Here is a 12123-nt window from a genome sequence, read left to right on the forward strand (position 1 = left end):
GATGCGCAGCTGATCACGCAAACGTGCCAGGGCATCCCGCTCACTGCGCACGCTTTCTTCATAACGCAGAAAATTCAGAAACTGCGTCTGCACCTGCTCCGTCATAGACAGTTCGGCTTTACGCAAGGCGGCCTTGTCGCTATCAGCCTGCAAGGCCGCCTGCTGGTAGTTCGCCAGCAGCTTGAAGCCTTGAAACACGGGCTGCGAAACTTCAATACCCCAGCTGTACGTCCCCATATTGGGCGGAGACACAGTATTGGCAGTGCTCTTTCTTTCCTGCTTGGCTGTTGAATAGCTCATGCCCAACTTGGGACCAAACGCACCACGCGCAGACTTGCGGCTTTCTTCCGAAGAGCGGCCCTGCGCCTCCTGCGAACCGAGACTGGGATTAAACTCCAAGGCGCGGTTCACAGCGTCGTGCATATTGATATTCCACGTTTCGCCGTGTTTTTCCGCGCCAGTGGCCCCAGCCCCGCCTTGAGCTCCCAAACTGCGCTGCCCCTGAAAAACGGGCATGGCAGCTCCAGACGCCGCTCCGCGCGCTGCCGCCGAAGAAGGGGAACAAAAAATGACACACATGAGCACAAGGGAGAGAACAGAAGAGCGAATCACTGAAACCGCCGTAATTGAGGAGGTGGCATGCACCTTAAAAGTGACGTATGGGAATGGCAGGCCTTGCATGGCCCTACATACAACGCGCAAGACATCGTTGGCAATACAGTCCGGCGCAGCTTTGCCGCAAGGCTTTTGAACCATTCGGACATGCCCCCGCCTGGCGCTCTAGTTATAGCGCGGACCATATAGGACGGAAGGGAAAAAATAAATATAAAATATTTTGTCTTCGCGCACCGCAGCGCCCGCTATACGCCGTAAAACAGACGGCGATTCCATCCGGCTTGCCAAAATGGCGTCTTCATATAAAGTAAAGGTAACTGCGCATGCGCACACCTTGCAATTCACGTTTCCAGGGCGGAGCACCCGCAACCCGGCATTGCCGTGGGCTTCTCAGCCTACTGCAAACAATAACATAATGTAATGTATGACGCTTTAACAAGCTTGAAGCCCCTTCAAAGGCTCAGAACAAAGGCCCTGAATGCGCACGCTGCAGCCGCAACCCGAAAAATGGCGCGCGTCAGACTTGACGAACCGCCCGTACAGGTGCATTCCGTTTCGGCGTGCAGGTTTCAAATCCCCATAGCGGGCCAGGGACAAAAGGTCTAAAAAAAATCTTGAAACTTTGCCCCACTCGTTGCATTCTCCGCCAGAGCCTTATGCGGCTGTGACGGCGCTGCCGTCATGACCGGCGCTTTTTTGCGTCCTGCGTTCCGGCACTACTTGCGGCGATTTGTGAAAACACGGCTGCTGCGCACTTATGGAGAATTTCATGGAATTCAGTTTCTTTTCAATGATTGCCCAGGCAAGCCTGGTGGCCAAGGCGGTGCTGGCTCTTCTGGTCGTTATGTCCATTATCAGCTGGGGTCTGATGATCCAGAAGTTTTTTGCGCTCAGCGCCGCCAACAACAAGGCTCTTAACGGCACGGAAGGCTTTGAAAAAGCCCCCAACCTGCGTGAAGCCGTACAGTCCCTCGGCGCCGATCCCGCATCCCCCCTCTACTATATTGCTCATCAGGGCGTGATGGAATTCAACCGCTCAAAAGAATTGGGCAACAGCAGCGAAGTGGTGGTGGACAACGTTCGCCGTGCACTGCGACAAGGCGTGGGCAGCGAGTTGTCTCGCCTGCAGCGTTCGCTTTCCCTGCTGGCCACAACCGCCAATACAGCGCCCTTTATCGGTCTGTTCGGTACGGTGTGGGGCATCATGAGTTCGTTCCACTCCATTGGCATGCTCAAATCAGCTTCGCTGGCCACTGTGGCCCCGGGTATTTCCGAAGCTCTGGTTGCTACCGCCATCGGCCTGGCCGTGGCTGTGCCTGCCACCATTGGCTTTAACATCTTTATGGGCAAACTTTCTCAGGTAGACACCCTGCTGGTAAACTTTGCAGGCGTCTTTCTGAACCGCGTACAGCGCGAGATCAATGCCCACCGCCCCGTGCAGCGTACGGGCGCAACGGAGATGTAGCATGGGCGCCAGTGTCGGAAACGGCAGTAAATTCGTTTCGGAAATCAACGTTACGCCCTTCGTGGACGTCATGCTGGTGCTGCTCATCATCTTTATGGTGGCAACGCCCATGATGAGCCAGGGGCTTGAAGTTGATTTGCCGCAAACCACTCAGGTTGAAGTTCTGCCTGCGGAAGCCGAGCATATGGTGCTTACCGTGCGCAGTGACGGCAAAATCTATCTTGACGAATACGGCGTGGACAGCATGGAAGACCTTGAAGGCTACCTGCAACGCCTTGTCAAAGAAAAAAATAAAACTCTGTTCCTCCAGGCTGATAAAGCCGTGCCCTACGGCACTGTGGTGGAAGTTATGGGACACATCAAGGCCGTCGGCATTGAAAAGCTCGGCGTAATAGCTGAACAGCCCGATCAAGCCCCGGCCAAGGGTGGCAAAACCACCCCTGCCCATGCCCCGAAGTAGGTTCTTCTATGCGTCTGGCCTCCTATGTTCTCTCTCTGTGCCTGCACCTAGCGGCTTTTCTGCTCATCTGGTTCTGGCCCAGCCCGCCTCCCATTCGGCTTGACGCACCTCCAGTAATGATCAGTCTGGTGGAAGGCGCACCCGGCGGCAACCGTACGCCCTCGCCCATTCTTGGGCATATGGGCGCGCCCGGTGATGGCCCCCTTGCACCCACGCCGCCAGCTCCCAAGGCCGAAGTGGCCGCGCCGGAACGGGTTGAAGTCAAAGAACCTTCTCCTGTGACACCGCCGCCCAAACCGGACGTAGCGCCGATTAAAAAGCCCGAGCCGAAGCCGGAACCCAAACCGGAGCCAAAGCCCGAACCGAAGCCGGAAGCGACGCCCGTGGCCGCCAAGAAAGAAAACAAGCCCAAGGAACCGGAAAAGCCCAAGGAACCTGATAAGTCCAAGGAACAAAAGAAACCGGAACCTGCAAAGAAAGACGATAAGAAAGGCCCGCAGAAGCCTGCGGTTGACCCGGTGGCTGCGGCCCTGCAACAGGCCAAACGCAACGCCACTTCACGCGCGGACTCGGGCGACAGGGGCAATGCCGTTGAACAGGCCCTTGCCCAGGCCCAGAAGCGCGCTGGCGGCAACCGTGGTGGTGGTGGCGGCGAAGGTGACGGCCCCGGCGGCGGGGGGCTTGGCGATGTATACATGGGCCAGGTCATGCTGGCAGTGCGGCCCAACTGGGGTTTTGCCTCGGCGAGCCGCCGGAACCTCAGCTGCATTGTGCGCGTGCGCGTGGATATGCAGGGCAAGGTACAGCAGGCTGTTATTTCGCATAGCTCGGGCAATTCGCAGTATGACGCTTCAGCAGTGAACGCCATCATTCGTACAAGCCAGAGCGGAGACTTCCCGCCCCCGCCTTCAGCGGAGTATGGCGATCTGGATCTTGTGTTCACCTTTGACGAACTGATGGGCAGATAAACCATAAGCAGCATTCACGCATAGGATTAGAGGGAGCGCGATGCTGTTCCACAAGCGGCCTGGTTGCTTTCCCTCTATCTGTCATGCACTTTGTGATCTCCAGCCATGCCAGTGAAAACTGGCATGGCGCCATTCTCACCGCTGCACCCGGATACCGGAAAGCCCTCAGGCATGTTCTTGCAGGTCAACAGCAAATCCGTTTGAGGGCAGACAACACCAAAGGCGCACCAACCAAGGCCTTGCCCCTCCCCCAAAAGCAGGTCAGCTACGCATTCACGAACCGCTGGACATACTAGAAAAGTTGCAGCAATCACTATTTTCAGAGCAGATTAACTTTGAAATATTTGACATTTCAAAGTTGTCATTCAGCCGGAAAATGGTATTTCCAGCCGAATCCACGCCGTATGGCAGCGCGCTGCGCTCTTGCACAGCGTTAGTGCATTTAAATCTTTTTAACGTTAACATGCTTCATTGCTCTGGCCGTGCATCCGACTGTTGAGCATGCAACTTGATTCCGCGCACTTTTGGTAAAAAGAAAGCTCGTTCTCTTTCAGAGCGCTTGTGGGCTGAGTTTTTTCAGCTCTAACCGAGACAGAAGAGTCATGCGTTAAAATACAGGCTATCATGTGCCTACAGGAGGTTATTATGCCATCCCCGCAGCGCACGTCGCTTTTTTCCTCTTTCCACAACGTATTCCCTTTTCTGGCAGTACTGACTCTGTGCTTCACAGCAACAGGGGCTTGGGCTGCCGCTATGGCCACGGCAGATGCTTCCGGGGGATATGCAGGCAAGATGCTTGATAAGATTGTGGACATATGGGCTCCGCCCCCTGCCTTGAAAGGAGACTTTCAGGTGCAGCTCAAGGTTGGGGTTGACGGCAAGGGCAAGGTGCAAAGCTGCACTCCGGTGCGCGCGTCCGGCATGGAAGCTCTGGACAGTTCTGCCTGTGGCGCGGTGCGCCAGATAGACAATTTTGGCAAAACGCCACACGAGAAACCACTGGAAGTTCATCTGTCCTTCTGGACAGGAACGCCCAGAGGCAAAGCGCGCAATCAGATTCCCGACGATGCGGAATCTCTGCGCCTTGAAGAGCGTGCGCGCATCAAAGCCGAAGCTGCCATGAGCGACAACCTTGCTGCCGGTGCTGAAGAACGTGCACGCCAACGGGCCGAGGAAACCGCCAAGGCCACAGGTAAGGATATGCCGGGCATCAAACCCACTATCGTGGCTCCCGCCCATCCCGCCGCAGAACGTGCAACCAGTAACGACAGAAAGAAGCCTGAAAAAACCCCGCTGGCAGCTGGCCGTGGACAGGACAGCTCCCCGGCAAAAGTGAGCCTGGGCGGCGCGAAAACCGAAAAAAAACAGGGCAAGAGCACGGATGAAGAAACAAAAAAGGGCGCAGCCGAAGTAAAAGCACCGCCCTTGACCATTGCACCTTCGCCGCTGCCTGTTGTTGCAGACACTGAACAAAAAACACCTTTGGGCAGCGGGCCTGCCAGCACGACAGGAAGCAGCACGCCTGCGCCTGTTGCAAAGCAAGCGGCGCGCCCCGACAATGCGGATACGGCCTTTGGCTCTGAAACCAAGGCCCAGTACCGTTATGGAAAAAAATACAGCAAGTATTTTTCCGATGTGGTCCGGCAGCTTGCCGAGTCTATCATCATTCCAGTTGAAACCCCGCCCGGTACCTATTATCCTACGGTGAGGTTGAAGGTGAACCCCCAAACCGGGGTCATTGAAGATGTCGCTTTTGTTCAAAAAAGCGGCGACAAAATGCTTGATGCCTTCGTGCGTAAAGGCATTCGTAAGGTTGGCAGCATACCGCTGCCTCCCGAAGGTCTTGAAAACACACTGGATATAACTCTTACCCTGGTGCGCCGGTAGCGCGCCGATCCTACAAGGACTGCTGACGCCATGAAAAAACTGCTTCTTCTCCTCGCTCTGGGGCTATGGCTGGCTCTGGGAAGCGGAGCACAGGCCGCCATGCGCGTGGACATTTACGGTCCGGGCCAGAACATCGTCAATCTGGCACTGGCCGCTCCCCTCAAGGGCCCGCAGGTGCAGGCTACGGGCATGGGCACGGATCTGCAGAAGATTGTTCAGGAGAACCTGAGCTTTCTTCCGTTTATGCGCCTGACAGATCCCAAGGCTGTGCTTGGCGGTGTGGTGCTTGCCGGTTATGAACCGCCCGCACTGGATTTTAAACGCTTTCAGCTTGCCGGGTCAGACATTGTTGTGACCACGTTCTGGCCTGAAGGCGATAGCGGCACCCGCCCGGTGCAGATCCGCGCCTTTGAAACCAACTCTGGCGGACGCCTTTTTGGCAAGGAATACCCCAAGGTCAGCGCCCGCGACCTGCCTGAAGTGGCAGACCGCTTCTGTGCCGACCTTCTGGAAGCCCTGACCGGCAACGGTTCCTTCTTCCGCTCGACCCTGGCCTTCATTAAAAAGAACGGCAAGATGGATTCCAACGTATGGCTGGTCAAGCCTACGGGCCGCGATCTGCGCCAGATCACCAATATGCCGGGCGAAGCTATGTCCCCGTCATGGTCGCCTGACGGACGCTTTGTGGTGTTCACCCAGATTGACCCCAAATCGCATGGCCTGGGCGTTTGGGACCGCTCTACCGGCAAGGTGCAGCGTATCCGCTTCCCCGGCAACGTGGTTATCGGACCTTCTTTCATGCCTGACAACAAGGTGGCCGTGGCTCTTTCCAACGGCAAATACCCTGTTATCTTCCAGCTCAACCACGTTTTCCAGAAAGAAAAAGTGCTGGAACAGAGCGATTCCATCAACGTTTCGCCAACCTTTGACAGCACAGGCACCAAGATGGCCTTTACATCTTCACGCCTGGGTGGCCCGCAGATATTCCTCAAAGACCTGGGCAGCGGCTCCGTCACCCGGGTGAGCAAGAACGGCACATACAATTCCGAGGCGAACCTTTCGCCCGACGGCACCCTTGTGGTCTACAGCCGCATGACGGAATACGGCCATCGCATCTTTGTGCAGGACATGCTCACCGGAATGGAACGCCAGGTGACCTTTGGCCCCGGCAGCGATGAGCAACCTTCTTTCTGCGCAGACAGCTATTTTATAGCTTTTGCCTCCTCGCGTGGGGGCGGCCGTGGCATCTATCTGACCACACGGCACGGCGGCGATGCCAAGCGCGTGCCCACAGGCGGTGGAGACTCGTCATTTCCTCGCTGGGGCATGCCCGGGCAGCAAAAATAATTATTACAGCCGATTGTGGCTTGATAAGAGAAATTTTTACCCGGTTTTCAACGCTTTCAGGCAAAGCCGGGTAAAAAATATTTTACGAAAGTGGGCCTAATACCCCATACACTTCTTGACAAAAATTACGGTGCAGATACCATCTGTTATGCAAGGGCAATGCGCCCTTATGTGTGCAGAAAGGAAAGGTATTAATTTTTTGGAGAATGAGCTGTTCAGGAGGACACCATGAAACGCTACGCTCTTATTCTTGCTCTGGTTATGGCTCTGGCCGCTGGTTTTGGTTGTGCTAAAAAAACGACTGGCGAGCCCGGTTATGATGATGGCATGACCCCTGAAATGCGCGCTGCCGTTCAGCAGATCACTGATGGCCGCGTGTACTTCGCTTTCAACAAGTTCAACGTTGAAAACCAGTACAAAGACATGCTGAAGCAGAAGTCTGATCTGATGAAGCAGTACCCCAGCATCCGCGTTCGCATCGAAGGCAACTGCGACGATCGCGGCACCCAGGAATACAACCTCGCCCTTGGCGAACGCCGCGCCCGCGCTGCGTATGAATACCTGGTTATGATGGGCGTGAACCCCAACCAGCTTGAAATGATCAGCTACGGCAAGGAAAATCCTGCCGTGCAGGGCAACAACGAAGCCGCTTGGGCCAAGAACCGCCGCGACGACTTCCGCGTGATCGCCCACTAGACCTCTGGTCTGTGTGACGAACTTGAAGGCCACCCGCAAGGGTGGCCTTCTTCGTTTCTTGTTTCTGACTATCGGCATAAGGTATTTTAAACAAAACTTAACAGGATGATTTTACTCTAATTCAATCTTTAAAGCTGGTTACAGCCCAATGGTCAACTGGGCGAAAGGCTTGCAGAGGCTTCTGGCACAGGCTACACTGCCCCCAAGCGAGGATATTCCAATGAAGATTGTCATTCTGGACGGCGGGGTTCTTAACCCCGGCGATGTGGATTGGGGCCCCATCAAAGCCTTGGGCGATGTGACCATATATGAATCGACCAACAGCGATCAGCTGGCAGAGCGCGCTAAGGGCGCGGATGTCCTGCTGACAAACAAAACCCCGCTTCTAAAAGAAGACTTGCCTGCCATTGAAGGCGTGCGCATGGTGGGCATACTGGCCACGGGCTACAATATCATTGATACCGAAGCGCTGGCGCAACGCGGCATTCCCGTATGCAATGTTGTGGCTTACGGCGTGAGCGACGTGGCCCAGCATGCTATGGCCATGCTGTTGGAACTGTGCCGCCATACCAGCCTGCACACTGAAAGCGTAAAAAACGGCGACTGGCTGAAATCCAAACAATGGTGCTACTGGAAGCTGCCTCCGGTCTGCCTTGAAGGCCTGACTATGGGGCTTATTGGCTTTGGCTCCATCGGGCGTCGCATGGGTGAACTGGCTCACGCGTTCGGCATGAGCGTGCTGGCCAACTGCCGCGTTCCCAAAGATCCGCCCACCTACAGTCCCTTTGCCTTCGCCACTCTTGAGCACATCTTCTGCTCATCAGACGTTATTTCTCTGCACTGCCCCCTGACCAAGGAAACGAAGCATATTATCAATGCCAAAACCTTGGCCAACATGCGCAAGGGAGCCATACTGCTCAACACTTCGCGCGGGCCGCTTGTAGATGAAGCAGCCGCTGCCGCGGCCCTTAAAAGCGGGCAGCTGAGCGGCCTCGGCACAGACGTTCTTTCCGAAGAACCGCCTGCTGCAGACAATCCCCTGCTCTCCGCGCCCAATACCCTTATCACGCCGCATATTGCCTGGGCCACTACCAGAGCACGGCAGAACATCATTGACCTCACTGCGGAAAATATTCGCCGCTGGCAGTCTGGAACACCTGTCAATGTGGTTAACGGGGTAAGCAACGCCTAGTCATGTATATTGATATCCACACCCACGCCTTTCACCCAAAGATTGCGCACAAGGCCGTGGAACATCTTAATGAACATTATGACGTAGCCTGCGCAGGCAATGGTACCATTGACAACCTGCTGGAAAGTGAACGCAGGGCCGGAATCGACACGTGCGTGGTGCTGTGCGCAGCCACAGCGCCCGCACAGGTCATTCCGGCGAACAACTATGCTATCAGCCTGCAAAAGGCCCACCCCGGCCAGATCATTGCCTTCGGCACCGTACACCCCGGCTATGAACAGTGGGAAGAGGAACTGGACCGCATAGAAGCAGCCGGCATACGGGGCATAAAGCTGCATCCTGACTTTCAGGGATTCTGGCTCAGTGACGAGCGCCTCTTGCCCATATTTGAAGCGGCGCAGGGCCGGTTTGTTTTTGAAGTGCATATTGGCGACAGGATATCGCCTGAAAAAAACCCTTCCTGCCCCTACAAACTGGCGGCAATTCTTGATGCTTTTCCTCAGCTTGAAGTTATCGCAGCGCACTTTGGCGGCTACCGCATGTGGGCGCACGCCCTTAAGACCCTCATGGTCAAGGAGCGCCCCAATCTCTGGTTCGATACTTCCAGCACCACCCCCTTTGCCACGCCCCAGCTGGTTAAAACCTTGCTGAAAGCCTGCCCGCCGGAAAGGTTGCTTTTTGGTACGGACTGGCCGCTTTACGACCCCAAGGAAGAAATGCAGCGGATTCAGATGATGGGACAGCTGAGCGACAGCATGATGGAGAGAATCATGAGCAATGCTTCTGCCCTGCCCGGTTTGCTGCAGCGGGAAAAAATATCGGCTGTCTCTGCTGGCTAGGTGCTGTTTCTAAACAAATGATTTTGCCCCAAGGGCAAGGAAAAAGGTCTTTTTTACGAAAGGAGTGTACTTTTATGGTACATGACTGGAGTAAAAAATGGCCTTTTGACGCAGCCAGTTGGGCAAAAGAATTATTTAGAGACAGTACCTAGAGCAGCATACATGTGATGTTCACCTTTGCCTATTACAGCTGCCAGCCAAGCTTACGCAGACATTGCCTCCGGTGTTAGGCACCAAGGGAGCGCGGCAGGACTGCCGGAAATTTCCTGGTAAAATAAGAAGTAACCTCAAGGCAGCAAGTTCAGGCGGTTTGAATTAACAATGGCCTGTGACAGACGATCATCGCCAGCTGGGCATTGACAGCCCACTTCTTTGCAGGTAAAGCATTTGCCAAGCCGGACGGCGGCAGCACTGCCAACTCCGTCAGGTCCGAAAGGAAGCAGCGGCAACAGACGTTGTCGGGTGTCCGGCCTACAAAAGCCGCAACGGAAATCCCGTTGCGGCTTTTCTGTTTGCCTTTAAAGCTCTGTCACTTTGCATTGCTCTATCGGGGCTGGCGAGCGGACGCCCGGCGCAGTGAAGCAAGCGTGTTATTTATGTACGCTTCTGCATGCCATAAAAAACGTGTCTTGAGCGTTGAAAATTCCCATCCTCAAAATTGATATGTCCTAGTCCTTGCCCGTCTTCTTTTCCGTCTCAGACATAACATCCACCTGATAAATACCGCGCATTTCGCCCAAGTGGGCACGCATGGCATCTTCTGCCGCGTCGGCATCGCGTTTTTTCAGCGCTTCGTATATCCGCACATGGGCCTGGTACGCCAGTTCGCTTTGCTTGCGCACCTGCATGGAGGCGTACAGAGGCGTAATCAGCCAGCCGGAAAAACCATCGGACACGATATCCAAAAAGTTGTTTCCAACGCAGTTGACAAGGTAACGGTGAAAATCAATATCCGCCTCGGCAAATTCCCGAACTTCAGAATTGTCCAGCAAAGACCGCTGTCTTTGCAGAATACGCTCCAGCTCGGCCATATGTTCGTCGGTCATATGGCGGGCCGCATGACGCGCCACAGCGGTTTCGAAGAACTGCCGCAGATCGTGCATATGCCGCCAGCCGTCATTTGTGCTGGAATAAATTTCCATTGTGGCGCGCATTTCACGCAGCAAAGGGTTGAGCGTAAGCCTGCACACCCGCGCGCGCATGCCGGGCGATACCTCTATAAGCCCCATACGGGCCAGGGCCGAAAGGGCTTCGCGCACAGCAGGACGCCCCACGCCGAATTCATCCATAAGTTCGCGTTCTGAAGGCAGCTTCTGCCCTACCTGGTACACGCCCGACTGTATATCTTCCAACAGGCAGGACAGCACCTCCACATGCACACGCGGGCGCTGGATGCTGCGTCTTCTGCCCTGCAGCCTTTCCACACTGCTATTATTTGCATTGGCGGTAGTCATGACGCCATCTGTCTCCTTTATATAGTAAGTAGCACTTGGCATGGCTTACTGTGCCACGCTGGTTTCCAAAAAACAATTGGTATCACAGGTCACTCCTGCCGTATCAGGAATAGCAGCAAAGAAGCTGTTTGCTTGCCTCGGGTCTTCCTGTATACCAACGGGACCGCAAGTATTTTTTAGTGGCGCACTGCCCCTCTTGCCGGTTCTCCGTCTAACCGCCCCAAGGCCGTCCATTTCGACCCACAGGCAGAACATCGTCAGTCAAGGAGTGATCATGTCTCGTATCAAGAATCTGCGGGATGAAGCCCTGGCCATGCACAAGGATTATCAGGGCAAGATAGAGGTTCGCGTCAAGGTACCCGTTCGTGATGCCGATGACCTTACCCTGGCCTATTCGCCCGGTGTTGCCGAACCCTGCATGGAAATCTACCGTCAGCCTGAAAACCTTGATGTCTATACAAACCACTCCAACTTTGTCTGCGTGGTTTCAAACGGCACCGCCGTGCTTGGCCTGGGGGACATCGGCCCCGCAGCAGGCATGCCCGTTATGGAAGGCAAATCACTGCTTTTCAAGACGTTTGGCGATGTAGATGCCTTTCCTATTTGCGTCAACACCAAGGACACGGCAAAAATCGTCGAACTGGTGGAACTTATGGCCCCGACCTTCGGCGGCGTGAACCTTGAAGACATCAAAGCGCCAGAGTGCTTTGTCATTGAAGACAGCCTGAAAAAAAATGGCGTCTTCAAAGGTCCCATCTTTCACGATGACCAGCACGGCACAGCGGTTGTCACCCTGGCCGGGCTCATCAACGCCCTCAGGATCGTGAACAAGAAGCTGGACGAAATCACCGTTGTCACCAGCGGCGCAGGAGCAGCTGGCATAGCCATCATCAAGCTGCTTATGGCTCTTGGCCTGAAAAACGTCATCATGTGCGACTCACGCGGAGCCATATGGGAAGGCCGCACCGAGGGCATGAATCCTTACAAGGACGAAATCGCCCGCCGCACCAACCCGCAAAAAGTCAAGGGCGGCCTGGCCGAAGCCATCAAGGGGGCCGATGTCTTCATTGGTGTTTCTGCGCCCGACACCCTTACCGAAGACATGATCCGCAGCATGGCCAAAGATCCCATTGTCTTTGCGCAGGCCAACCCCATTCCTGAAATCTGGCCGCTGCAACGCGCCGTGGATGCCGGGGCAAA

The 12123-nt window shown here is 55.2% G+C and carries 12 protein-coding genes and 1 other RNA gene; 11 read left to right on the forward strand and 2 right to left on the reverse strand.

The genetic code is table 11. From position 1 onward, the window contains the following. On the reverse strand, positions 1–612 hold a 612-nt coding region (locus QM579_RS00005; RefSeq protein ID WP_414997193.1), incomplete at its 3' end, for a TolC family protein. Positions 613–639: 27 nt separating this feature from the next. Between QM579_RS00005 and QM579_RS00010 the strand changes: the two genes are divergently transcribed. From QM579_RS00010 to ffs, 10 genes are all read left to right on the forward strand, one after another. Continuing rightward, complete coding sequence (locus tag QM579_RS00010) at positions 640–804, forward strand: hypothetical protein (protein WP_414997194.1); 165 nt, start codon at positions 640–642, stop codon at positions 802–804. A gap of 580 nt (positions 805–1384) precedes the next feature. Beyond that, complete coding sequence (gene tolQ, locus QM579_RS00015; RefSeq protein ID WP_414997195.1) at positions 1385–2080, forward strand: protein TolQ; 696 nt, start codon at positions 1385–1387, stop codon at positions 2078–2080. A 1-nt stretch (position 2081) separates the two neighbouring features. Next, on the forward strand, positions 2082–2540 hold the full coding sequence (gene tolR / locus QM579_RS00020; protein WP_414997196.1) for a protein TolR: 459 nt from the start codon (positions 2082–2084) through the stop codon (positions 2538–2540). An 8-nt stretch (positions 2541–2548) separates the two neighbouring features. Continuing rightward, a complete protein-coding gene (locus tag QM579_RS00025; protein WP_183717966.1) occupies positions 2549–3508 on the forward strand; it encodes a cell envelope integrity protein TolA in 960 nt (319 codons plus the stop codon). Positions 3509–4153: 645 nt separating this feature from the next. Further along, positions 4154–5395 carry a TonB C-terminal domain-containing protein gene (locus QM579_RS00030; protein ID WP_414997197.1) on the forward strand — a complete coding sequence of 414 codons (1242 nt, stop codon included), beginning with the start codon at positions 4154–4156 and terminating at the stop codon, positions 5393–5395. A 30-nt stretch (positions 5396–5425) separates the two neighbouring features. Further along, a complete protein-coding gene (locus QM579_RS00035) occupies positions 5426–6742 on the forward strand; it encodes a translocation protein TolB (RefSeq protein ID WP_414997198.1) in 1317 nt (438 codons plus the stop codon). Positions 6743–6970: 228 nt separating this feature from the next. Next, positions 6971–7438 (forward strand): peptidoglycan-associated lipoprotein Pal, encoded by a 468-nt coding sequence (gene pal / locus QM579_RS00040; RefSeq protein ID WP_183717963.1) that lies wholly within the window; start codon positions 6971–6973, stop codon positions 7436–7438. A 220-nt stretch (positions 7439–7658) separates the two neighbouring features. After that, entirely contained in the window at positions 7659–8630 is a 972-nt protein-coding gene (locus tag QM579_RS00045) for a D-2-hydroxyacid dehydrogenase (RefSeq protein WP_414997199.1), read from the forward strand. A 2-nt stretch (positions 8631–8632) separates the two neighbouring features. Beyond that, on the forward strand, positions 8633–9469 hold the full coding sequence (locus tag QM579_RS00050) for an amidohydrolase family protein (protein ID WP_414997200.1): 837 nt from the start codon (positions 8633–8635) through the stop codon (positions 9467–9469). A gap of 391 nt (positions 9470–9860) precedes the next feature. Then, positions 9861–9946: signal recognition particle sRNA small type (gene ffs, locus QM579_RS00055), an RNA gene on the forward strand. A 191-nt stretch (positions 9947–10137) separates the two neighbouring features. On the opposite strand, the gene QM579_RS00060 is transcribed toward ffs, so the two are convergent. Beyond that, entirely contained in the window at positions 10138–10923 is a 786-nt protein-coding gene (locus tag QM579_RS00060) for an FCD domain-containing protein (protein WP_414997201.1), read from the reverse strand. Between the two features lie 283 nt (positions 10924–11206). On the opposite strand from QM579_RS00060, the gene QM579_RS00065 reads away from it, so the two are divergent. Continuing rightward, positions 11207–12123, forward strand: a 917-nt coding sequence (locus tag QM579_RS00065) for an NAD(P)-dependent malic enzyme (protein WP_414997202.1), incomplete at its 3' end; no start/stop codon positions are given.

This window comes from Desulfovibrio sp., from assembly GCF_047607245.1.
Taxonomy (GTDB): domain Bacteria; phylum Desulfobacterota; class Desulfovibrionia; order Desulfovibrionales; family Desulfovibrionaceae; genus Desulfovibrio.